Raw genomic sequence first — 24,573 nt, 5'->3', positions numbered from 1 at the left:
TTTATTTTAAAGAGTTTAAGCACTACAGATATTTTAGGAATTTCAATAACAAATAAAGGTATTTATAACCTTTCTATTATGACCTTGTCTTTGGTGAAAAAGTAAACAACTTTAGCAATTTCATCTAGCAAATAGTCTTTGTAATCATAATTAATTTTCTTTAGGAGATGAGTTTTTCCATTCTCGATGTTCATTTTAATAATGTTTGTTGTCCCATCTTCTTTTGTTTCTATAATTAGCTTTACTTTATTACTATTTTCAAGCTTTCTCGTTCTCTCAAGAATATTTAATAAACTACTATCAAAATCTAGTGTGTTTAGTCTTGTTATATCGCCCAAAGTACTTTTATAAGACTCGTATGTTCCATAAATTGAAGATGCCGACTTGCTTATGATTCCCAAATCTTTAGAGACTAGAACATTTCTAAAAGTTCGATTGATTTGAGTTGGGATAAATCCAACTGCTGCTTTATAAGTATTATACCCATTAAAGATTGTATTTGTAGTTTTATGAAGGAGTTTTTTATGATTATCATATTCAAATATTTTTTTGTAACCCATTAAAAAATGTATTGTCTTTAAAAATAAGTGACAAGCTCTAAATTAGCTAAGAACATATTTTTCAACATGGTTGATTTAAAATTAATTGAGGATTGCAAAGCAAATGATAAAAAGGCGCAGATTGAACTGTATCGCAAGTACAATCAAGCTATGTATAACATTGCTTATAGATTAGTACAAAATACAGAAGATGCCGAAGATGTAATTCAGGAGTCTTTCCTAAACGCTTTTAAAAAGATACATCAGTTTAAAGCAGAAGTTACTTTTGGAGCCTGGTTGAAAAGAATTGTCATAAACAGGAGTATCAACCATTTTAAAAAAAATCAGTTAGCAACCGTTGGAATGAACGAAGCTTATCATGCCCACATAGAGATGGAGCATAACGATTCTAAATCAAACAAAGAATTAGTGTTGAAAGATGTTAGAGAGGCCATCCATACACTCCCTGAAAAATATAAATATGTGGTTATGTTGTATCTCATCGAAGGTTATGATCATATAGAGATATCTGAAATCCTAAATATTTCTGTAGCGGCATCAAAAACACAACTAATGAGAGGTAAAATAAAATTAAAAAAAGCATTAAAACTGAAAGGTTATGGAGAAAGATCTTAAAGAACTATTTGAGAAGGAGCGTAATATAAATCATCCTAGAAAACCAGATCATGAAATTAAATTCATAACAAGACTTTATGAAGAATTGCCTAATAAAAATAAGTCTTCTTACCTCGTTTTTAAAATTGCAGCTTCTGTTGTATTTATAATAGGGATTGGAATTGCTTACTATATTTCATTACCCCTAGAAACTACTCATCAAACAGAGGTTTCAACTAACTTTTCACTGGGTCAGCTTTCGCCAGATTTAGAAAAGATCGAAAACTATTATACTTCCAATATTGAAATGATGCTGGTGGAGATAGAAGAAAACAGAGGAAACAAGAGCTTTAAAGATCGATATTTTAAACGATTATCTCTGCTACAGGAAGAATATGAAGTTCTTATCACCGAAATCAGAGAAGGCGGACCAAATTCATTTACCATTAGTGCTATTATTAATAATTTGAGATTACAACTAGAGTTACTGGAAGAATTAAATCAAGAAATTACATCATCAAAAAACGAACATCATGAAATTATTTAAAAATATAATCATATCATTTCAATTGCTGATATTTATATATACTATAGGTGTCAACGGACAAAGTTTTAGTAAATCCAAAACACATAAAATTTCGGTAGAGAACTCTACTCTGGTTGAAGTAGTTAGTACATACACTAATATCGAATTTGAACAAATAACAGGCAATGAAATTAAATGGGAAGCCATTCTTCAAATTGATGGACTATCTCAAAAAGAAGCAGAAGAGTACTTTGATACCTGGAAAATTGAAACGGATCGCAAAAATGGCAAACTAACAATAAGTTCTTCTCCAGACTCTAAAATGAATACCAATTGGCAAAGACACGGTTTTTATGAAGGATATTTTCTTAATGAAACACAGTTATCAGCGATTTCTGATGAAATGAATCCTCAACCTAACATCGGGAAAGAAAAAAATCTACAAAACAATTCTTCGGCAAAAGAGGAAAATAGTAAAAAATTTGACCAGGAAGCTTATATAAATGAAGGAAATACCTATTTGCTAAAATGGCAAAAAGAGCATAATGAAAACATCGGTAAGCGATGGTTTGATAAAACCAGATCGGAGCGTATAGCTATGCTAAAAAAAACAAAACCCGAAAAGCCTTCCAAAGGAAGTAAATCTTCAAAAACACCTAAATTCACAAAAGAAGAAAAGGCAGGTATTAGCAACAGAATACAACGAGCGGCCAAGTTAAAAAAAGACATGATTCCTTCTGCTAATATTCGCCCTTTGAACAAACGAGCAGTTATTAAAAAGATTTTAAAAATAGGCATCCCTAAAGGAATCAATCTATCTCTTAACATGAAGCATGGAAAAGTTGTCTTCAGCAATGAAATACCTAATATACAGGCTGATTTGAAACATGTTTTGTTTAAAGCCGGAAAAGTACTTGGCAATAAAACTAAAATAAAAGGAACTTTTGCAAATTTTGAGATTGATCACTGGCAGTCTGGAATCCTTGATATAGCTTTTTCAGGTTTTGTGTTAATCAAACAGGCGGACGAAATTTCGGTAACATCAAACGCATCCGTGGTTTCAATTGACACCGTAACAAAAAACATTGACGCGTTCGGAAATTTTAAAATGCTGAGTATAGATGCATCCTCATCCATCACATATGCCAAAATTGATGTTGTAGATAGTAAAAAAGTTTGGATAAAACTACCCAATACACCTTATAATATATCCTATAGGGGAATCGATTCAAGGCTTATACATCCTGATAAATTTTCTCTAAAAACAGGAAAAGACCATTCAGAGCAAGTTTTAGAAAACACTTCTTTAAAAGATAATGGTCGTAATATAGATATCAAAGCTTTGGCGAGCGTTATGCAGATCTATGACACTTCTTGGGAACATCTAAAAATAAAAAGCCTGGAAGATCTGTAGCACTTAGTTAAGTACATTAATAACCCAACAAAAAGCATTTCAAATTCTTTTCTATATAGCTCCCTCATTCTGAGGAGGCTCAACCCTGTACAATCTTTTTAAAACAAATAAAACCATGAAAAACATTAGTTATTTACTGATAGGATTCTTTTTTTCTGTATGTCAAGCTCAAAGTGACAATATAAACTATTCCAACGCCTTTAAACTAATAGATGCCTGGCTGGAATCACAAAAGGATTATGAGTCCATTCCTGGAATAGTGGCGATGGTGGTTCAGGATCAAGATCTGATCTGGAGTGGCGCTTTTGGGAAATCCAATATTGAAAAAAATATAAACGCTGAGCTATCCACTATGTGTAGTATTTGTTCAATAACAAAAACTTTTACAGCAGTTGCTATTATGAAACTGGTGGATGATGGAAAAATCAAATTGGATGACAACGTCATAGATATTCTCCCCAGTCTTAAAATTGATCAAAACCACTCGAATAAAAATACTATTACTATCCGTTCTTTACTATCTCATGGTTCTGGGTTACCACGAGACACTGGTCATCGCTATTGGAGCGCCCCTGATTTTACTTTCCCCACTAAAAAACAGTTGAACACCGTATTAAAAGAGCTAGAAACCGAAAACATAGTCGGAGGGTATCTCAACTATAGTAATCTTGGTTACGCATTATTGGGCCAGATAATCGAACAGGTATCCGGTATGTCCTATACCAAATACCTTAAAACACAGGTTTTGAATCCACTAAGAATGTACAATTCGGAGATAGATATACACAAAAAACAATACGAGAACCAATATGCTTTGGGTTACACCGCAATAAACAGAAATAGAACCAGAGAGCGGGTTAACTCATATCAAACAAAGACTATGAGCCCTGCAGCAGGGCTTTCAACCTCAATTTCAGATTTAGCAAAATATGCTTCCTGGCAGTTTCGACTTAGAGATGCTTCCTCCCAAGAAGTACTGTATCCTGCATCTCTTAAAAAAATGCACGAAGTACAATCCAAAAGCAAAGATAGTTCAAGAACCTGGGGATTAGGATTTGAGGTATATACCGACGCATCAGGTATTACCTGGGCAACACACGGTGGTATATGCCCTGGTTATGTTTCCTATTTAAAACTGGATCTGACTAACAAAATGGCGTATGGTATCATGGTAAATGCCAATGGAGTTAGAGCTTATAAGTTATTAAATGGTATAACATCCATTTTGAAAAAAATGGACACAACATCTGAAAACAATATAGAAAACAAAGATTTTGAAGAATATACCGGATATTACAATTTGAACCCTTGGAATAGTGAATATTATATTTCTACCTGGGAACAAGGGTTGGTTCTTCTCTATTTGCCCTCAAAAAATCCAGTTACCTCTATGTATTTTTATAAAAAAACCGGAAAAGATACTTTTCGATTAGTAAATTCTAATCATGAGTTAACAGATGAGATCATCTTTGAACGAGATAAAAAAGGAAAAATATATCGGGTATTAAATGAAGGGAATTATCATCTTAAAATATAAAAGTGAAATACATCGAACCCTCTGTTTTTTTATTGTAAGCTTATTTTACTTAGGTTCTAAGGACATTAGGGAATTAACTCTACAAATTCATCGCTTATAAACCGTATTTATAAGTTGAGACGTATCACCGTTTAAATTTCAGTTTCTTTTCAATAGCTTCAACCATAATATTGGCGATATCAAGTCCTGTAGCATTTTCGATACCTTCCAGACCTGGCGATGAATTTACTTCTAACAAAAGAGGGCCTTTGTTTGATCTAATAATATCTACTCCCGCAACTGGCAAGTTCAATACTTTTGCTGCTTTGATTGCTAGTTTACGCTCTTCAGAAGTGATTTTAATTTTGGAAGCAGAACCTCCCTGATGAATATTCGCTCTAAATTCTCCTTTGGCAGCTTGCCGTTGCATTGAGGCCACCACTTTTCCGTTCACAACAAAACATCGAATATCCTGCCCATTGGCTTCCTTAATAAATTCTTGTACCAGGATGTTGGTTTGTACGCTTTTAAATGCATTGATCACACTCTCTGCAGCTTTATTAGTTTCTGCTAGCACCACACCTTTTCCTTGAGTACTTTCTAAGAGTTTAATAATTAGCGGTGCTCCGTTCACCATTTTGATTAGATCTTTTGTATCAAGAGGAGATTTTGCAAATCCAGTAATGGGAATATGAATATCATTTTTAGCAAAAAGTTGAGTGGCTAATAGTTTATCTCTTGATTGAGCAATAGCTTCGGCAGTATTTAAACAATATGCACCCATCGAGTCGAATTGTCGGATTAAAGCACAAGCATAAAAAGTCATTGATGGTTTTATTCTTGGGATGATCGCATCAAATTCATCAATAATGTTTCCTCCGCGATAACGTATTTCTGGTTCTGCAGCATCTAGCTTCATATAAGCTTGTTCCACGTTCAGAAATACCATTTCGTGACCTCGGGCAATACCAGCTTCTACAATACGCTTGTTACTATATAAATTTGGATTACTTGCTAGCAATGCAATTTTTAATCCTGATTTTTCTTTAAGGAAAGGTTTATATTTTATTTGAATCTCATCTTTCGTAAAATTTTGCTGAGCAAAACTTATTGATGGATTTACGATATATCGATCAATAAGTGCTTCTCGTCCTAATAGCATACGATACTCCATCGCATCACGATTAGCAAGTGTAAGTTCGATATCAAAAGTAGTTTGCCCTAAAGTTACAGGTGTTTTGATTACAAAACGTTCTTCTGCAATTCCTGAAGAACTTTTTACTACTCTTTTATCATAAAGTTTGGTTTCGCATCTAATTGTAATACTTCTATTATCCTGTATAGGATTGACCTCAAAGCGCACCCATTCTTCAATTCCCTTATGTATAAGCTTGATATTATTGGCTTGGATGGAAGAGGTCTTAGCACCAGAATCAACACGCGCTTTGATAGCAGGAATTCCAAATTCTTCAAAGACACACCACTCTTCGCTCCCAATTACTTTTAGCTCGTTATTTATTATAGTTTTGATCATTGAATTAGTTCTTTGTTTTAATCTTCATAAATTTTCTATTCATCGAGTAAATCTTGATCTTTTCTGCTACTATTGCCATCAGTTTCATCAAAATCTTCCATAGCCATAACAAGACGTTTACTTACCTTTACCAAGTACAATGTATCTTCGGTAACTACCTCAACACACTCTATGACTTCGTTTTGGGCATTTTTGAAGGTAATGATGTCTTCTACATCATATCCGTCAGGATATTGAATAACCAGGAGATTAAGAATATCAGTATTCAACTTTTTATAATCAACAATAATCTTTTTCAAATTTGAATTTCTTTGTGTTTTCATTTTTACATATCTAATAGGTAGCCAAATATTAATGGAGCTACAATGGTTGCATCACTTTCTATTATAAACTTGGGAGTATCAATATCCAGTTTACCCCAAGTAATCTTTTCATTAGGTACTGCACCGGAATAAGATCCATAACTTGTGGTAGAATCACTTATTTGACAGAAATAATTCCAAAAAGGAGTATCCATACGTTCCATATCCTGATACAACATTGGCACTACACATATTGGAAAATCCCCGGCAATACCACCACCAATTTGAAAGAAACCTATTCCATTTTTGGAATTATCAGTATACCAATCGGCTAGGAATGCCATGTACTCAATACCCGATTTCATAGTACTGGCTTTCAGTTCGCCTTTCATTACATAACTGGCAAAAATGTTCCCCATAGTACTATCTTCCCATCCGGGTACTACCATCGGCAAGTTTGCTTTAGCAGCAGCATACATCCAAGAATCTTTGATATCAATCTCATAATATTCTTCAAGTACTCCTGAGAGTAACAGTTTATACATAAATTCGTGTGGAAAATATCGCTCTCCAGTCTCTTCGGCGTCCTTCCAAATTTTGAAAATATGTTTCTGAAGCCTTCTGAAAGCTTCTTCTTCAGGAATACAAGTATCGGTCACACGATTGAGCCCTTTTTCTAGTAGGTTCCATTCCTGTTGCGGAGTCAAATCTCTATAATTAGGTACTCTCTCATAATGGCTATGTGCTACCAGGTTCATAATATCTTCTTCGAGATTGGCACCTGTACAAGAAATAATATGTACTTTATCCTTTCGAATCATTTCGGCAAAGATTTTTCCAAGCTCTGCCGTACTCATTGCACCGGCTAGAGACACCAGCATTTTTCCTCCATTTGCCAATTGTGACTCATATGCTTTGGACGCATCTACCAAAGTTGCTGCATTAAAATGAAGAAAGTATTTTTCTATGAATTTTGAGATTTCACCTTTACCTTTCATCGTATTCTTCATAATTAGATTTGAATTTTTTTAAAGTTTGATTTTCTATGGTGTCATCTTCATCATCCAAAGTTTTTTCACTATCTTCAAACTTATAACTCACCATTTTATAATACAATTTAGCAGCTAAAAAGTCTGATGCCTTACTTGTTGCGTTAGGGCATAGTTCAACAATGTCAAATCCCACTACATTTTTTTCTGAAAATACTTTTTTTAGGAGTTCTAGGGTTTCATACCACAATAAACCACCGGGTTCCGGAGTTCCGGTTGCAGGTAGGATCGATGGGTCAAGAGCATCCAAATCAAAGGTGATATACACATTATCCGTCATTAGATCGATAACATTGTCCATCCAATAATCATTATTTATCATTTCGTGAGCAAAGAATACTTGGTCTTCATTCATTACTAAATTTTCTGAAGCATCCATACTTCTTATTCCTACCTGAATTAAATTGGTATTTTCATTAGCTTCATACATGGCACAAGCATGATTATATTGAGAACCATTGTATTCTTTTCTAAGATCTGCGTGCGCATCAATCTGTAATACCGTAAGGTTGTTAAAACACTCATCAAAAGCTCTAATAGCTCCAATTGAGATAGAATGCTCACCACCAAATAAGGTTACAAACTTGTTTCTTTTGATATGATTTTTAGTGATGTTGTATACTGCTTCTACCATAGATTCTGGAGTGTCATTCACTGCTATGGGATCTGATAAATGTATTCCTTTTGTGTAAACTTCGCTATCGGTTTCGATATCATATAGCTCCATATTTTCTGAAGCGTGTAGAAAAGCCTCTGGGCCTTTATCAGCGCCTTTACCCCAGGTACTGGTTCCATCATAAGGAACAGGGACTAATACTACTTGTGACTTGTCATAGCTGGCATATTGTTCTGGGATTCCGGCATATGTTTTACTGGTTTTCATTTTCGAAAAAATTAAATACGGTTTAAAAAATGCTTGCTAATTCTTGTTGATTATTATTAAGAGATTCAGTAATCTTTTGATCTTGTTTTTGATATCCAAGAATAGATAATAATTGTTCTGAGGTTTGTTGTTCTGAAAAAACAGAAGTAATCAAATTACCTTCCTCATCTCGGTCAATAATAATATGTTTAGGTTGTGGGATCAGGCAATGTTGTAACCCACCAAATCCACCGATGGTTTCTTGATAAGCACCTGTATTAAAAAATCCAATGTATAGTGGTTTTTCTTTTTTATACTTAGGTAGATATATAGCATTCATATGCTGTTCAGAATTGTAGTAATCATCACTATCACAGGTGAGGCCGCCAAGTAATACTCGTTCATATTCATCATTCCATCTATTTATGGCCAGCATCACAAAACGTTTGTTGATTGCCCAGGTATCAGGTAGAGTAGTGATGAATGAAGAATTGATCATATTCCATTTCTCACGGTCATTTTGTTGTTTCTGATATAATACCTCGTAAATAGCCCCGCCACTTTCGCCTACAGTAAAACTTCCAAATTCGGTAAATATATTAGGAACATCCACTTGGGCTTCTTCACAAGCGATTTGTATCTGGTTGATGATTTCATTAATTATATACTGATAGTCATAATCAAAAGCCAAAGAGTTTTTAATCGGGAATCCTCCTCCAATATTTAAACTGTTCAGGGTAGGGCAGATTTTTTTTAAGCTGATGTATACCTTCAAACATTTTAGTAATTCATTCCAGTAATAGGCGGTATCACGAATCCCTGTATTAATAAAAAAGTGTAGCATCTTTAATTCTACTTTGGGATTTTCTTTGATCTGATTATTATAAAAAGGAACAATATTACGATATCCGATTCCTAATCGAGAAGTATAAAACTCAAACTTTGGTTCTTCTTCTGAAGCAATACGAATACCTACCTGAAATTTACCTTCAATTGTATTACTCAATAGAGATAATTCTTCATAGTTATCAATGATAGGAATACAGTTTTGATGTCCATTATTGATTAATCGAGCAATGTTTTGAATGTACAAGTCTCTTTTAAAACCATTACAGATCACATAGGTATCATCGTTGATTTTTCCTTGTGCTTTTAGATTTTCAACAATATCAATATCAAAAGCAGAAGATGTTTCGATATGAATGTCATTTTTTAGCGCTTCATTTAATACGTGTTGAAAGTGAGAACTTTTGGTACAATAACAATAGTTATAAGTACCTGCATAATTATTGGTTTTAATGGCATTGTTAAACCACCCTTTGGCTCTGTTAATATTTTCAGATATTTTGGGTAGATAGGTAAACTTTAAGGGCGCTCCATATTGAGCAATCAATGCCATTAGGTTAATACCGTGAAATTGTAATTGGTTATCCTCCAGTTTAAATTCTTCCTGAGGGAAATAAAATGTTTGATCGATAAGATCGATATATTTGGTTTTCATCTGTTTGAATTTGTTTTACAAATGAAATTCACCAATAGAAATACAGACGTATATAGCCTAAAAATCAATGGATCATTCCATAAAATGAGATTTGAAAAAATTATAAATTGGTAAGACAAATGATTAGGCCATTTGTATCAATCTATTCTCATATCCGAATAACAGAAATAGTGTAAGGAACGAATTTTATCCGTTCTAAGAATTGAAGTGCAATCGTATACTTTTTAGAAGTCAGCCTGAGAATTCGGTTCCCTATCCCTAGGGCAGCTTTTGGAGTAGACTTCTTTATTCTCCTAAGCCCGAATCTGAAAAAAGATTCCATTTTGTTTAGGCAGTGCGCCTGATTGTACAAACGCATTATTGATATACCAAATGTAATAAAAAAGTAATATCAAAAACTTTTTTTGAAAAATATTTTTAGAGATATTAATAATTTCCCAACTTTAGGATAGATAGATTAGAAACTTTGTTTTAAAATACCATAATTGGAACGAATTATAAGATTTATCTTAGGATTATACATAAAACTAAAAGCTCATTTACTTAGTAATATCAATTAAAGGTGGTTATCTCAATTAAAATAATATCTTTGCGCCTTAATTAGGAAATTGATACAAAAATCATTATTTTTTGTATAACAAAATGAAAACTAATAGTATACATATCACAACGCAATTACTGTTTAATCCAGAAGATACCAGATGGATTAATGAAGTATCCTTTAAAAAGAGGGCGCTATGTAACTATTATAATTATTTTTTTGAATGAAATAAATTAGAATACAAATATATAATAGCAAGCGTCCAAGAAATTGGGCGCTTTTTTTATGGTTTAAATTTTGATGTAAAACAAGCTATGATCATGTAACCAGGATAAAATTACAAAGTCAAACTAGAAAAATTATTTAAAAAGAACCTTGATCATAGTATGTAATCAGATAACCTAAAAAAAAACTTAAAATTTTTTAAACGTATGAATAAATGTTAAAAAGCATATAAAAAAACAATAATTGGAAAGTAAGTATCAGATAGATAAATGTTTACCAAAACCCCCATTATTCGTCACAAAACGAACAGGATTTTCTATGTTTAATTTTTAACATAACTTATTGATAATCAATAAAATAAACTTAAAAAATACTTGCGTATGTTTAAAAAATTTCGCATCTTTGTACCATACAAATAAGCAATAAATCATTTGTAAAAATTTTGATAAAAACAGTAATTATTTCTACTACGTAAAAAGGATGCGTAGTAATATCAGATATTTACAATAACAATTAATAATAAAAGATAAAACAATGAAGTATAACAAATTTTATAACAAGGAGCAGGAGATCAGAAATGATCTGTTTGCCGATGCGTTCGGAAGCATCCTTGGAATGGATTTATATACTTCGGTTGTTAATCCTCTTCCAGAAATGATAACCGATATCAGAGGCAGTAAAGGACTGGAAGGAGAACTTCGTATAAGTAAAAGTAAGAACTCCCGTAAAGTAATAACCGTAAGCGGTTATGCTTTTCATAAAACTTTCGTTTCGTAAGCTTTAGTAAAGGATCATAAGGGATCGGGTTTATCAAAGATGATAGACCAAAAGTAGTAAGAGAAAGCTGATTTTCTTTTGGAGCAATCAAAGATTGAAGTATTAACTTCTAATCAGAAAACCAATCAAGAATAATCAATCCTGTAATTACTGTTTTAATCACTTATAGTCTGATTATTCAACCTTACGATTGCGAACCACCAACAGTCTTTATTTTCTATAATAAATGGGTTGTATTGATCAAGAGAAGATTAAGGAATTAAAATCCTTAGCAACTGAAAATATCTTGATCTCTATTATCAAAAAACACACGTAAGTTAATCGATTGACTTACAGGTGATATTGTAGAAGATATATAAAAACTGATCCACCATTCATTACATCCAAGATTACAGTTTGCCGTTCCCAAAAAGGGGAAAGTAGGGTAACGCAACTGTATAGGATGACACTTTCCCAACACCAACTGATCATTTCCCATAGGTAATGGTATGTACCAACATACTAATCTGGGGTAGAAACCTATGGGCGTACCTCAAACAATGGAATACAAAACAACTGACATTATGAAAAACTTAAAATATTTACTAGTATTAGCTTTACTCCTATGTGCTAACCTTACTTCTTGTACACCAGATGATAGTGTGCAAGAGAATGAAACTCTTCATACTGAAGTATTATTCAGTGATGGAGAAGATGGAGATTTAGATGAAGATGAAGGTTAATCTTTATCATTATAATTTAGTACTTTTGAGGGATGAAACGATTTACAGTTCCATCCCTTTTCTTTTTATGTATATCTCTAGGTATTCTTTTTAATTCCTGTAATCGTGCTATCAAAAACGACCAAATTTCTTCTCAGATAACCAAAAAGATTGATTCTTTAAATAATTACTATAGCATTGCTGATGATAATTCTGGTACAAAAGAAAAAAGATTAGAAGCTTTAGATAACTTTTTACAAGGAGCTAATGCGTTACAAATAGATTCTTTACAATGTAAAGGGGTTTATTTAAAAGGGAAACTTTTTAATAAATATAAAGGTCCGCAAAAAGCTATCGAGCAATCAGATTTATTATTACAGTTAGCCAAAAAAAGCAACGATAGTGTTTATATGGGACGAGCTTTTTACCGACTAGGATATTATAATAGAAAATTGGATAATTACTTGGATGCTTTTGGATATTATAATCAATCTTTTAAAATTAGAAGAAATATAAAAGATAGTATCAATTCTGGTAAATGTTTGATGGCCATGTCAAATATTCAAAGAAAGTTGGGAGATCATAATGCTACTAAAATTACAGCTACTGATGGAATTACGTATTTAGAAAATTCCACTGAATATCGAACACTAGCTGGGTTGTACCATAATATATCAATATCTTTTAAAGAACAAGGTAATTATAAAGAGGCTTTGGTCTGGAATGATAAAATTCTGTATTTGGTTAAAGATTCAATCGCCAATAAACAGATTAGGAAATTGGATAAAGCAAATTTTAAAATTACCAGAGCCAATATTTTAGTTGGTCAAAAAAAATATGACGAAAGTATTTTTATTTTAGAAGAGTTATTAAATCAAAAGCATATTAATTCTAATTCAGCAACACATACCTTAGTTTTAAGTAATTTAGGGTATATCAAATTTCAAAAAGATTCTTTAAATCCAGAAAGTGAATCTTTATTATTAAAAGCATTAGAGATTAGAAAACAGAAAGGAACAACATCTGGATTAGTTGCTAGTAATTTACATCTTTCAAAATACTATCGAGATAAGAATCTGGTAAAATCATTACACTACGCTAGAGAGGCACATAAAAATGCAATAATAAGCAAAAACCAGGAGTCAATTTTTGAAACTTTAGATTTAATTACCAACTTAAATTCTGGTTCTTTAGAAGATCATCAACGTTTTAAAGAGACGAGTCTTAATTTAATGGAGCTTAGACGAAAAACGCGAGAAATCTATGCACCTACTCGGTTTGAGAATGAAAACCTTCTTAAGGACAATGAAGAAAAAAATCGAAAAATCTCCCAGGTTCGTAATCAAAACACCATTTACCTACTTGGTATGTTGTTATTACTCACAGGTATTGGATTTGTGGGTTACTTTTTTAGACAACGCACACGCTATCTTAGTCAACAAAATAAAATCGTACAGTTTCAGGCTAGTTATGAAACAGAAACCCGTATTTCTAAACGATTACACGATGAACTGGGCAATGATATTTTTCAGGTAATGATGCAATATCAAAATAATCCTCACGACCCTCAAATACCAGATAAACTTAATAATACCTATATAAAAGCACGCGATATCTCTCGAGAAAACAGTGAGTTTGAAACAGGAGTTACGTATCCAGAAGAGTTAAATAATATGCTTCAAAATTATACTCAAAACAATATCCAATTAATTATGAGAGGTTTTGATAAGATAGATTGGAGCGATATTGATAAAACAGTTAAGATAACTGTATATCGTGTATTGCAAGAATTAATGACCAATATGCAAAAGCATAGCAAGGCTAATTTAGTAGCGTTAATCTTCTCTCAGGTTGATAATAATTTAGGTATCAAGTACTCTGATAATGGAGTAGGAATGGAAGAAGAGCATACAAAATCCAAAAATGGACTTCGTAATACGGAAAAGCGTATTCAAGCTATTAATGGAAGCCTTACCTTTGTCTCAGAAAAAGATAAAGGGCTTAAAGCCGAAATACAAATTCCGAGTTAAAAAAATAGCAAATGTTTAGTAAGGTATTGGTAGCAGAGGATTATGAGATCGCCAATCAGGGCATTATCAAAGTATTAGATGACAATATTGGAATTAACAATATACAGGAAGCAAAATATTGCGACGAGGCGTATTTAAAGTTTAGAAAAGCGTATAATGATAAAGATACGTTTGAGTTGTTAATTACCGACTTGTCTTTTAAAGATGATCATAAACCTCAAACGAGAACTTCTGGAATCGACCTGATTAAAGATGTAAGAAAAATACAACCAGATATCAAAGTGATTGTCTATTCTCAAGAAAGTCGACCGGATAAGATCAATATGCTGTTTGAAAAATTTAATATCAACGGTTACGTATGTAAAGGTCAACAAGCAATAAGAGAATTGGTAGCTTGTGTGAATGGAGTATATCAAGGTGATACCGTATTCCCTCCCGAATTGACAAATAATTCGTCTACCAGTGCAATGGTTCACCTGGATGATTTTGATATCATGCTTCTTGAGGAACTATCACATGGATTTACCAAAAAAGAAATTGTAACCAGGCTTAAAAAGAAAAATATCACTCCCAATAGTGAGAGTACTATTGATAAAAGAGTAAGCAAACTTTTTGATGATTTTAAAGCAAAGAATACTACCCATTTAGTAGCTATAGTAAAGGATTTGGGACTGTTATAAAATATACTTTTCTCAAAATCATTAGGTTCTAAAAAACACTATCAAAAAATCTTTTCATAAAAATATACCCTATTACGGAAATCTGTAAGGAGATATCCCATAACCATTCTATGTTTGTACCGTAAAGGCAAGTGAGTGATAGATGATGAACTTATTCTAAAACATGAATGGACACAAACTAACTATAATGAAGAATAAAGATCAAGTAATCATAACTGGAATTATTGAAGGAAACGATAAAATACTAACTTGTTTTTATAAAGAAAACATACGATACATACAAGGGTATGTGCTGCGCAATTGTGGCAACCTTGAAGATGTAGAAGATGTTTTTCAGGATGCATTAGTTGTATTGTACCAGAAGCTACGATCTGGATTTATAGAACTAAGAGTACCGATAAGAACCTATTTTTACGGGATATGTAAAAATATCTGGAGAAACCGATTAAGAAAGAAAGAAAAATTAATTATCGGTGATGAACAGAGTCGTTATCAAAAAGATACTAATGACTATTTGTCGATGGATATAGAGAACCAAGAAAGAGAACATCTTTATAAAAAACATTTCCAACGACTTAGTACAGATAAAAAGAAATTACTCTCTCTATTCTTTGAAGGAAGGTCTGTGAAAGAAATTTCTGAAATTATAGGAAGCTCTGAAGGGTATACAAGAAAAAAGAAATTTCAAGCAAAAAAACAACTATTAAAAATGATCGAAGAAGATCCAATGTATAACGAGTTAAAGGCTGTATGCTAAACCAGACAGAAGTTTCTTCTGGTGTTTGATAAGTACTTCCAAATTATGTATAAAAAGGTTAGTAGTGCTCTAAATAAAGTACACAATTTTAAAAAATAAACTAGGAAAAAAAGTAAGGTAGTTTATGAAAAAGTGGGTTTCTCTGTAAAGAGATTCTCACTTTTTTTATGATGTAATAGTCTTAATAAATTAGTTTTTAAGGCCTTTAAATAACGGTTTTGAATACATTAAATTCTCAAAAAAAGAATAGATAATTAATTGCTTAAAACGTTAAAACAACGTTAAATGTAAAATGCATTAACAATATAGTTAGGAATCCTAACTATATTTGAATCCTAATTTGAAACAACATAGAAATGAAAAACCAAAAAAGACATTTAGTAATAATTCTGTTGACTTTTGTATTTATCTCTTGCAAAGCACAGGTTAAGACAAACGAAGATCCATCATTTAAATCCAGTGATGATTTAAAGATTACTGCGGCTAAGGTTAATTATGACAATGATCTTGAGCATCATATTTTTGAAATCCAGGTAAAAGGAAAAGCTGGAGAAAGTAAACCCGCACCGGTTGGTAGTGTTCATGGAGCTCCGGTTTTGGGATATGTATTTCCAACAAGTTTAAAACCTACAGATGTTGGCTTTTCTAAAACAGAAGGAATAGTTGCACTAGCCCTGACTTCGCATCCAGATTTTGATGACACTCCGCTATGGGATGAAAATTTTGACTCTGATTACGCAAATGATGGTATTATATGGCATCCACATTGGGTTGTCTTGGTAAAAGACGAAAGAGTTCCTGGAAGATTAAGTGTAAAAACTTTTGATACCAATGATAAGAGCATCAAGCTTCCTGCTACAAACCCTGGAATGCCGATGTATATGGATTCTCCAGGTTATAATGTGATCACCAGAGGAAATACTATAAAAGTGGTGGTTCCCAAATTTAGAATGAACAATATTACCGACTTTTCTTTTGATGGAGTAGCAGCTTATATGCAGGTAAACACAAAATGGAAAGAGAAGAATATGCCCATGTTAGGAGTGTACGCAGTATATAGTGTGGCATCAGGAGATCTATCACTTCCTTATAAAGTAAATAAAATCAATTAATAAATAGTAATCCTTTAATTTAAGTAAATCATGAGTAAATCAATTTTTTATCACGCAGGATGTTCAGTTTGTATTAGTGCAGAACACGATATCGTAAACTTGGTAGGAGCAGAGAATGTAGAAATAGTAAACATAGGAGAGGTTAGAAACCGTATAGGAGAAGCAGAGGAGGCAGGAGTTAAATCTGTACCTGCATTATTGACTCCAAATGGCAATGTATTACATCTCAATTTTGGAGCATCGATGGCAGATGTAAAAGGTTAGTTTAAATTCTCTAACACATAAAGTAGGTTAAAGGTAAGTAGTGTTAATTTTAGAACATTGCTTACCTGTTTTTCAAAAATGAAAATTATTCAACCTTCTTAGAAATCAACTCATTAATAAAATATTTAGTAATGTGAATTGGGGATAACTATTAAATGATAAAAAGTTGTCAGATTGAGTGATTTTTCGAAATGAAATGAAGAGAAATTGTATCGAAATTAGGCTTTTTAGAAGAAAATCACTTGTTTTCGATACATTTTTGCTGTTGTAAAAACACTCAAACAGACGTAATTTTCTTATCCTGAATTTACACTTAAAAACACTTAAAAAAGCAATTATGAAAGTTTCGGTTTATGATACGTATGTGCCAAAAGATAAAAGTACAGTCATGCATTTTGATATCCTTGTAGAGGAGAGTACCAACCTAGAAGAGGTATACGATTACGGTAAATTATATTTAAATAATAAAGGTATTCCTGATTTTAACCTGACCACAAAGGAGTGTAACTTTTGTCATATCGAAAATGCTCCTGATCAAATTGAGAAAGAGATCCGAGAAAAAGGATTTTATATTATAGAAATGGAAAATTGTAATTAATATTTTAAAATCATTATTTTATGTCTAAAGAAGTTTGGTTAGAAAGCTTACAAACAAAAACAGCACAGGAAGGCTTTGAATTAGCAATTAAACTATCCCGAATGGGAGTCAAATATACACAACCTGATATCGAGGTTTTAAAAGAACTAAGAAAAGAGTATGCGCATAATGCAAATGGATTAACAGCTGCTTCGCAAGTGGTAGCTGTAAATTTTCAAACAATATCTGCAGCAAATAACTATTGGAACACATAATATTTTGAAGAAATTAAATTTACATTTTAGTAGTATAGTGCAAGGCGAATTTAGGTTACAAAAACTAAACTTCCTCTTTGTCTTTCAAGTGAATTGCCCTGGATGTTTTTTATACGGAATTCCTTTTGTAAACGAATTATATAAGGAGTTTAGTCAGAATATATCTTTTTTAGGTTTATCTACCGCTTTTGAAGATTTTGAATATAATAATGAGCTTAATACAAAGCAATTAATTAAAACAGGTCAGGTGGTTGGTGAAACTAAAAAAACTCTAGAGCAACAAGGTTTTGACTCTTATCCTAATCCTATAGAATTTCCTATAGCTATAGATGAAATAGCCGATGATTCATTCGATTTTACTCTTGCCGCAGAGAAGATATGCAGGATCAACCCTAATTATAATATTTGGCCAAAGTTTGAACAGGATATTTTTTTGAAAAGAGTAATTACTTACTTAAAATCTCAAGAGGAAATAGCATTGACTTTTACACTAAATCAGTTAAGAGGAACGCCAACCATGATCGTTTTTAATGATACATATGAGGTGTTATTTGAGCAGTTTGGCCATGTCCAATATGAAACCATTAAAACTAAATTAAAGAGTCTTATTGATACATTTGGTAAGGATTACTAACTTTGAATGAATTTTAAGGATTGTTTGTATGGGTTTAAAATCTAATATCACCAGTGGTTTGAGTAGGTTGTCAGAAGTTTTTAAAGTACTTCTTTGGGAGCATGCCAAAAAACTAAAACTAAGCCCTATTCAAATACAGATTCTTAATTTTATCACATACCATAAACAAGAGTTATGTAATGTTAGTTATCTGGCAAAAGAGTTTAATGTTACAAAACCTACTATAAGTGATGCTATCCGGGTGCTGGTGAATAAAGATTTATTAATAAAAGATTTCTCATCAGAAGATAGTAGAAGTTACACACTACTATTATCTCTTAAAGGAAAAGAAATAGTAGCTCAAACCGAAAATTTTACTGATCCTATAAAAGAACAATTGAGTAAGATCGAAGAAGAAGATTTAGAATCTTTATATAAAACATTAAGTAAATTAATTTACCAATTAAATAAAACAGGTATTCTTACCGTACAAAGAACTTGTTTTGGTTGTACATTTTATAAAGCTGATAAAGAGAAGCATTATTGTAACTTATTAGAGAAAGAACTTTTGGATACTGAAATCAGATTGGATTGCGCAGAGTTTGAAGATGCAAAAGCATAAGACATAATAAAGCCAGCAACAACAGTAACTGGCTTTTTATTTTTTAATATACATTATAGTAGTTTTTATCTTATTCGTGTATTTTTTTAATTACTAAATTCAATTTCTGTTTTAGGACACCTTAAGCCGCCATAGCGGTAACTGGCATTCCATAAATTTCTACAATAGGCTCCGTAATCGCTTCGATGCTATTATAATTTAAACTTTGTAATACATTATAGTTAAACCAAATAGATAATAATCGGTATGGGATCTCCAGAGAATCTTTTAGACCTAATTTCGAATCATCCATATGTACCCATCTCTTTAATGGTTGCTCATAGATTTTATCAAGAATAACTGCTTTTCCATAATGTTTTTTCATTCTTAAAAACATTTCTACATCAAATAACCATCTGCTAAAGAAGTTTTTCTCAAAAAGTACAGGAACTAATTCTGCTCTGAATACTTTTGCTCCACACTGAGTATCTTCGATAGGTAATCTTAATATAAAGAAAACTAACATTTTTATAATTTTTGAGAAACAAGCTCTTAAAGTATCTTTTTCGATTCCTTCAGAAGCGTTTTTAGCTCTTGATCCAAACACCATACTTAATTTCTTATTCGTTTTTAATGTTTTTAATAGACCATCAAAGTCTTCAAAGTCTGTAGACAAATCTGCATCTATAAATCCAATACAGCTAATATCTCCTCTACTGTGTAGGTATCTTGCACCAACTCTCACGGCAGCAGCTTTACCTGCATTCTTTTTTACATCAATCACACTTACTTTTAATGGATTTGCAGATTGTATTTCTTTTAATACATCTATTGTATTGTCTTTACTACCATCATTTACAAAACATAGGTGATAATTATTTTCTTTATTAATAAAGTTTAAAAAAGCAGAAACATTTAGTCTCTTTTCTTCATTGTAACAAGGTATGATAATTCCAGTTTTCATAGTAGATTATTTTAGGATTATGACTCTAAATTAGGGGGAGTTGACGTCTGAAATCGGGGTATTTCGATCACTGGAAAATTGGTATCGGTGAATGGTTTTTATCGAAAGACGTACCATTCGTCTAAATCGAACCTTTATTGTATATTAGAGTAAAATTCCCCGGCACTTGGTATGGAGATGCCTATTACAACTACTTTCTTGTAAAATCAAAGTGCAGAATTATTAAGGTATTTGAAAAATTATACTTTGGATATAGAAAAAAAAACAACGAATAAGTATTTGATTAGCGCTTTGCTGATTGGAGTAGTTTTTCATGGTGTAGGTATCTTTTACACTTTAGAATCTACTTATGATGCTTTGATTCATCTTTTTTTTGCCGATCATTATGCTACTACCTGGTTTGAACCTTGGAACTATAAATGGTATACCGGGTTTACAGTAATGGGATATCCACCACTCGTTCATCAAAGCATGGCTTTATTATCATATATAGGCGGCTTGAAGTTTGGATTGTTTACAATAGCAATTGTTGCAATCATTCTTTTTATCACTGGAGTATATCGATTTACAGTATTACTTACTTCTAACAGAAAAGTAGCTGGATATGCAAGTCTTTTAGCAGTTTTTTCCTCTTCTTTTTTAGAAACCTTACACATTTTTGGTCAGCTACCTAGTATAGTAGGAATCTCTATTTTGATGCACGCGTTACCCGAAATTTATTTATGGATAAAAACAGGAAAATATCGATACTTAATTAGTTCGTTAAGTTTAATCGCTGTAACTGTTACTTCACATCACGTGACTCCTATATTTGGGATGGTGTTCTTTATATTTCCTTTAATTGGGATGGTGATTATGGACGCTTCAAAAGATAAAGTATCGTCATATAATCAAATTAGTATTATTGTTTTTTTTAAAACATTTCTGAGCTTATTAAAGAGAATAGTAGTTTTTGGTATGGGATCATTATTCTTGATAATAATTTGCATTTTACCCTATTGGATTAACACAAAGAACAATCCAATTACACAAGTACCTATACCACACGGATCAAGAGATAATTTTTTAGAAGTCACCTCGTCTGGTTTGGTGTTTTTCTTGATTCCTTGGGGTATTTTATTGTTTTTATTTCCTTATATATGGTATCGATTTTTAAGTAAAAGATATTTGTTTTTTGGTTTGTCGATTACTTTATTAACCATTTTAGGTACAGGAGGAACGACGCCAATCCCAAAAATAATGCTTGGAGATAATGCTTTTAATATTCTTACACTGGATCGCTTTACCCTTTGGGCTTCAATAATGGCACTCCCAATATTTGGTGAATTTGTATATCGATTTGTAGAGGGAGATTTAAAAAAATATCTACAACAAAGATTTGGAGGAGTGTATCATAGAATACTAGGTGGTGCTTTGGCAGGGGTATTTATTTTCACTGCTATATTTACAATGAGTTTAGGGTATTTTAGACCATCACAGCCTCAAAAGATTAAAATGCTTCCAATTATTAATTTCCTTAAACAAGATCAACATGATAAATGGAGGTATCTACCATTGGGCTTTGGAGATCAGATGGCATGGCTCTCTGCACAAACCAATGCTATGACAGTAGATGGTAATTATCACTCTGCACGTAGATTACCAGAATTAACAACCAGAGCAGTAGAAAGATTAGAAAATTCAAAATTTAGAGGTATAGAAGGGATTGGTTCTTTACAACAGTTTTTAACCGTTCCAGAAAAGTATAATTTAAAGTATGTGTTTTCTAATGATAAATTCTATGATCCTATTTTATATTTCTGTGGATGGCAACGACTCAGATATTTAGAGAATGGTATTATGGTTTGGGAAAAACTTAATATTTCACCTTTATCTAAAATCTTACCTAAAGAAGATGTACCCACTTTTCAAAAGTTGATGTGGGGTTTAATTCCTATTTCTACAGCGATTATTGCCTTTATTTTAAATATACAAATACTCTGGATCAGAACGTTAAAATCTTCAGTCAGAAAAATTCCTCAATACCTAAACCGAGGAATTGCATATGATGGTTTTTCTAAAAGAATTACCAAAATATCATATGTATGGGGAGTATTAGTTATACTAATTTTTGGATATGGGATATATCAGTTTTACTTAAAAAATGCAACCCAAATTAGTCCTCAAAATGTTGTAAGAGCCTATTATGACGCTTTGGATTTTAAAGAATTTAAAAGAGCCCATTCGTATTTGGACCCTCGCAGCAATAAAACAATAGATCAGTATATGCTTGAAGTATCTGTTACTGACGGATTATTGAGTTCTTATGCTAAACTTGATGAAATAAATATTACTATAATAAGCCAGAATGATAGTGTAGCAAAAATAAAAGCAATTACTAATTGGATTACACCATTAGAAAAAATTGATAAAACATACTACCATCAACTTATCAATAGAAATGGAAGTTGGTATATCCATCCACTAGAATATGACCTTGATATTCCTCCAGACCAATTGTTTGCAGAAAATAGTACTATTTTTTATAATCATGGTCGCAGAAGAATTACTTCTGAGCAGACATATCATGAGGATGTACTCAAGCAACCGGTACTTGAAGTGCTTTTTGCCAAAATAATTAAAAACAAAGAGCAATATAGTATCGTAGGAGCATTGCAAAATGTTGATAATGTTCCTGCAGATGTGGTGATTAAAGGAAGTTTATATGGAAGTGAAAATAACCGATTAGCCACATATAATGCAAAGCATTTGATGAAGCATAAACTGATTCCTAAAGAAATTACCAGTTTTAGAATAAATTTTGAAGGAATAGCCTGGTTGGATATTAATGAATCAAAACCAGATACTTTTGATCCTGAACAATTCACAGTTTTAGAATTAAAAGATCGTCCGATTGAGTTTAACCTTCAGTGCGCCGGAAACGTTGCTACAACAGATTTGTATAAAGGAGTTGCTGTTAATGATATAGTGATTACTGATGATAAAATTAGCGGGGTGTTTTTTAACTCAGGGCTAGAAGAAGTAACCATTCCTCAACTGCTAATTTCTTATTATGATAGCAACAAAAAAATGATCTGGGTAGATCATAAATACCTAAGAGAAGGAATACGGCCTCAACGCAAACAATATTTTGAATATACCTTTAAAGATGTATCAAATATTGAAATTATTGATGAAAACCTAGATAATGTTTATGTCAATGGATTACCTAATGTTGAGATTAGCCAAAAAGTAGTACCTAACAGAAAACCTGATTTAAAATCCTTGGCATTATTACCTGTTAATGGTAAAGGTTTTAGTTATATCAAGTTAGAAATAAACACATATATAGGAGCTCCAAATTAATGAAGTTGACAAAAAAACATATCATTTTTGGCCTGTCAGTAGCAGTACTATTATGTATTAGTTTTAGTAGTGTATTAGAACAGGAAATAACTCCTTCTATAGTTCTCAAAACAAAACAAAACATATTTACCGCTGGAGAAGAAATTAAATTACAATTTGAAGTAGATTCTCAAGAAGAAACAACACTTTTTATCAGTTCGTCTTATGGTCATACTGTAATTACTTCAGAAACTGGAGATTTTATTATCCCCGAATTTATTGCTGAAACAAAAGGTACTATAGAATATGCATTATTTTTTAAAGAGCAAAAAGTATTTTCGGGAGATATAGAAATACAAGCTAATACTTCGTCTACCGTTCAGTTAGAATCTTATGTAGGTCCTCCAAGTATTATTGCAGGAGGAAACGATTATACGATGCAAGTGGTCGTTCCCACAGATATTTATGATAATCCAATGCCGGATAGTACTGCTATGGTATTAAAGCATCAGTTTTTAGATATAGAAAAAGAGAAGCTGATTTATACAAAAGATATGATAGGTTGGTTAAATATCTATTCCTACAATCCCTCAGGCAGACTATTAATTTTTTCTAAAGTCAAAGAAATACCTTCAAAAGAGTTTTCTGTTGAGGTATTTCCATCTTTAGCTCAGGATTTTAAAATCTCAAGTGATAGAAAACATTCATATGCAGATGGTAATCAAATCACAGAATTTAGAACTTCGATACTCAGAGATCAATATGGTAATGTGGTGAGTGATGGAACTCTTGTACAATTTATTATCAAAGATGATGATGAAAATATATTACAGACACAAGGAAATACTATAAATGGAATAGCTATAGGCAAAGTATTACACCCAGATCATGTAACATCCTGGGAAATAAAAGCAATAGTACCAGATATTGCAGAGAGTAATATTTTGAATGTTTCTTATCAGGGTGTATTAGAAGATTTTGAAGTACAGTTTTCTGAAAATAACCGTGAAATAAAGGTTGGACCACTTTTTAGTTTTATGAATCAACTTATTCCAGATGGAGCTTTGGTAGTTTTGAAAATCTATCAAGAGGATAAGTTACTCGAAAATAAAGTAGAATTCTCCTTTTTGGGGAATGCAAAATTTAAATTACAAGATGATTTTTATCCATCAGGTACCTATAAGATGGAAATAAAAGCTTTAGGAGTTCAAAAAACTATAAAACAAGTGTATTTAGAATGATAAGCTGGAATAAAAATATATATCGAACACTGA

At 32.1% G+C, this 24,573-nt stretch carries 24 protein-coding genes; 17 read left to right on the top strand and 7 right to left on the bottom strand.

Annotated features, from left to right (window positions below; all coding sequences use genetic code 11):
• Positions 1-62 precede the first annotated feature (62 nt).
• The gene (locus U0D62_RS03640) at positions 63-560 is read right to left on the bottom strand and encodes a hypothetical protein (RefSeq protein ID WP_322193949.1); all 498 of its coding nucleotides are present in this window, start codon (positions 558-560) and stop codon (positions 63-65) included.
• Between the two features lie 66 nt (positions 561-626).
• Between U0D62_RS03640 and U0D62_RS03635 the strand changes: the two genes are divergently transcribed.
• The 4 genes from U0D62_RS03635 (at position 627) to U0D62_RS03620 (ending at position 4,631) form a co-directional block, all read left to right on the top strand.
• Positions 627-1,175, top strand: a complete 549-nt coding sequence (locus U0D62_RS03635) for an RNA polymerase sigma factor (RefSeq protein ID WP_322193948.1) — start codon at positions 627-629, stop codon at positions 1,173-1,175.
• Positions 1,159-1,701 carry a hypothetical protein gene (locus U0D62_RS03630; protein ID WP_322193947.1) on the top strand — a complete coding sequence of 181 codons (543 nt, stop codon included), beginning with the start codon at positions 1,159-1,161 and terminating at the stop codon, positions 1,699-1,701. Before U0D62_RS03635 ends, U0D62_RS03630 begins: the two co-directional genes overlap by 17 nt.
• A complete protein-coding gene (locus U0D62_RS03625) occupies positions 1,688-3,094 on the top strand; it encodes a hypothetical protein (protein WP_322193946.1) in 1,407 nt (468 codons plus the stop codon). The genes U0D62_RS03630 and U0D62_RS03625 overlap by 14 nt, the downstream gene beginning before the upstream one ends.
• 115 nt (positions 3,095-3,209) lie before the next feature.
• A complete protein-coding gene (locus U0D62_RS03620) occupies positions 3,210-4,631 on the top strand; it encodes a serine hydrolase domain-containing protein (protein WP_322193945.1) in 1,422 nt (473 codons plus the stop codon).
• Between the two features lie 124 nt (positions 4,632-4,755).
• On the opposite strand, the gene rimK is transcribed toward U0D62_RS03620, so the two are convergent.
• The 5 genes from rimK to U0D62_RS03595 are packed head-to-tail and all read right to left on the bottom strand — an operon-like array spanning position 4,756 to position 9,858.
• Entirely contained in the window at positions 4,756-6,144 is a 1,389-nt protein-coding gene (gene rimK, locus U0D62_RS03615) for a 30S ribosomal protein S6--L-glutamate ligase (RefSeq protein ID WP_322193944.1), read from the bottom strand.
• Between the two features lie 35 nt (positions 6,145-6,179).
• Entirely contained in the window at positions 6,180-6,467 is a 288-nt protein-coding gene (locus tag U0D62_RS03610) for a hypothetical protein (RefSeq protein ID WP_322193942.1), read from the bottom strand.
• Between the two features lie 2 nt (positions 6,468-6,469).
• A complete protein-coding gene (locus tag U0D62_RS03605) occupies positions 6,470-7,444 on the bottom strand; it encodes a deoxyhypusine synthase family protein (RefSeq protein ID WP_322194850.1) in 975 nt (324 codons plus the stop codon).
• Complete coding sequence (speB, locus tag U0D62_RS03600; RefSeq protein WP_322193941.1) at positions 7,434-8,378, bottom strand: agmatinase; 945 nt, start codon at positions 8,376-8,378, stop codon at positions 7,434-7,436. Before speB ends, U0D62_RS03605 begins: the two co-directional genes overlap by 11 nt.
• Before the next feature lie 22 nt (positions 8,379-8,400).
• Positions 8,401-9,858: a type III PLP-dependent enzyme domain-containing protein gene (locus tag U0D62_RS03595; RefSeq protein ID WP_322193940.1), complete on the bottom strand. Its 1,458-nt coding sequence runs from the start codon at positions 9,856-9,858 to the stop codon at positions 8,401-8,403.
• Between the two features lie 1,300 nt (positions 9,859-11,158).
• Here U0D62_RS03595 and U0D62_RS03590 point away from each other — a divergent pair.
• The 11 genes from U0D62_RS03590 to U0D62_RS03540 all read left to right on the top strand — a co-directional run bounded on the left by U0D62_RS03590 (position 11,159) and on the right by U0D62_RS03540 (position 19,032).
• Complete coding sequence (locus U0D62_RS03590) at positions 11,159-11,401, top strand: hypothetical protein (protein WP_322193939.1); 243 nt, start codon at positions 11,159-11,161, stop codon at positions 11,399-11,401.
• A gap of 563 nt (positions 11,402-11,964) precedes the next feature.
• Positions 11,965-12,123: a hypothetical protein gene (locus U0D62_RS03585; RefSeq protein WP_322193938.1), complete on the top strand. Its 159-nt coding sequence runs from the start codon at positions 11,965-11,967 to the stop codon at positions 12,121-12,123.
• A gap of 32 nt (positions 12,124-12,155) precedes the next feature.
• The gene (locus U0D62_RS03580) at positions 12,156-14,132 is read left to right on the top strand and encodes a tetratricopeptide repeat-containing sensor histidine kinase (protein WP_322193936.1); all 1,977 of its coding nucleotides are present in this window, start codon (positions 12,156-12,158) and stop codon (positions 14,130-14,132) included.
• 11 nt (positions 14,133-14,143) lie between these two features.
• A complete protein-coding gene (locus tag U0D62_RS03575) occupies positions 14,144-14,812 on the top strand; it encodes a DNA-binding response regulator (RefSeq protein WP_322193934.1) in 669 nt (222 codons plus the stop codon).
• A 187-nt stretch (positions 14,813-14,999) separates the two neighbouring features.
• Positions 15,000-15,569, top strand: a complete 570-nt coding sequence (locus U0D62_RS03570; protein ID WP_322193932.1) for an RNA polymerase sigma factor — start codon at positions 15,000-15,002, stop codon at positions 15,567-15,569.
• 356 nt (positions 15,570-15,925) lie between these two features.
• The gene (locus U0D62_RS03565; RefSeq protein WP_322193931.1) at positions 15,926-16,681 is read left to right on the top strand and encodes a hypothetical protein; all 756 of its coding nucleotides are present in this window, start codon (positions 15,926-15,928) and stop codon (positions 16,679-16,681) included.
• 30 nt (positions 16,682-16,711) lie between these two features.
• Positions 16,712-16,945: a thioredoxin family protein gene (locus tag U0D62_RS03560; RefSeq protein ID WP_322193929.1), complete on the top strand. Its 234-nt coding sequence runs from the start codon at positions 16,712-16,714 to the stop codon at positions 16,943-16,945.
• Positions 16,946-17,282: 337 nt separating this feature from the next.
• A complete protein-coding gene (locus U0D62_RS03555; protein ID WP_322193928.1) occupies positions 17,283-17,543 on the top strand; it encodes a DUF2024 family protein in 261 nt (86 codons plus the stop codon).
• 20 nt (positions 17,544-17,563) lie between these two features.
• Positions 17,564-17,797 (top strand): hexameric tyrosine-coordinated heme protein, encoded by a 234-nt coding sequence (locus tag U0D62_RS03550; protein ID WP_322193926.1) that lies wholly within the window; start codon positions 17,564-17,566, stop codon positions 17,795-17,797.
• A gap of 4 nt (positions 17,798-17,801) precedes the next feature.
• A complete protein-coding gene (locus U0D62_RS03545) occupies positions 17,802-18,431 on the top strand; it encodes a hypothetical protein (RefSeq protein WP_322193924.1) in 630 nt (209 codons plus the stop codon).
• A 28-nt stretch (positions 18,432-18,459) separates the two neighbouring features.
• On the top strand, positions 18,460-19,032 hold the full coding sequence (locus U0D62_RS03540) for a MarR family winged helix-turn-helix transcriptional regulator (protein ID WP_322193922.1): 573 nt from the start codon (positions 18,460-18,462) through the stop codon (positions 19,030-19,032).
• A 121-nt stretch (positions 19,033-19,153) separates the two neighbouring features.
• On the opposite strand, the gene U0D62_RS03535 is transcribed toward U0D62_RS03540, so the two are convergent.
• The gene (locus tag U0D62_RS03535; protein WP_322193921.1) at positions 19,154-19,975 is read right to left on the bottom strand and encodes a dolichyl-phosphate beta-glucosyltransferase; all 822 of its coding nucleotides are present in this window, start codon (positions 19,973-19,975) and stop codon (positions 19,154-19,156) included.
• Positions 19,976-20,221: 246 nt separating this feature from the next.
• Between U0D62_RS03535 and U0D62_RS03530 the strand changes: the two genes are divergently transcribed.
• Complete coding sequence (locus U0D62_RS03530) at positions 20,222-23,320, top strand: hypothetical protein (RefSeq protein ID WP_322193920.1); 3,099 nt, start codon at positions 20,222-20,224, stop codon at positions 23,318-23,320.
• Positions 23,320-24,540 (top strand): hypothetical protein, encoded by a 1,221-nt coding sequence (locus U0D62_RS03525; RefSeq protein ID WP_322193919.1) that lies wholly within the window; start codon positions 23,320-23,322, stop codon positions 24,538-24,540. The genes U0D62_RS03530 and U0D62_RS03525 overlap by 1 nt, the downstream gene beginning before the upstream one ends.
• Positions 24,541-24,573: the final 33 nt, after the last annotated feature.

The organism is Aquimarina callyspongiae (genome assembly GCF_034322225.1).
Classification (GTDB): domain Bacteria; phylum Bacteroidota; class Bacteroidia; order Flavobacteriales; family Flavobacteriaceae; genus Aquimarina.
Note: the sequence above shows the minus strand (reverse complement) of the source record. Positions and strands in the feature narration are given on the sequence as shown.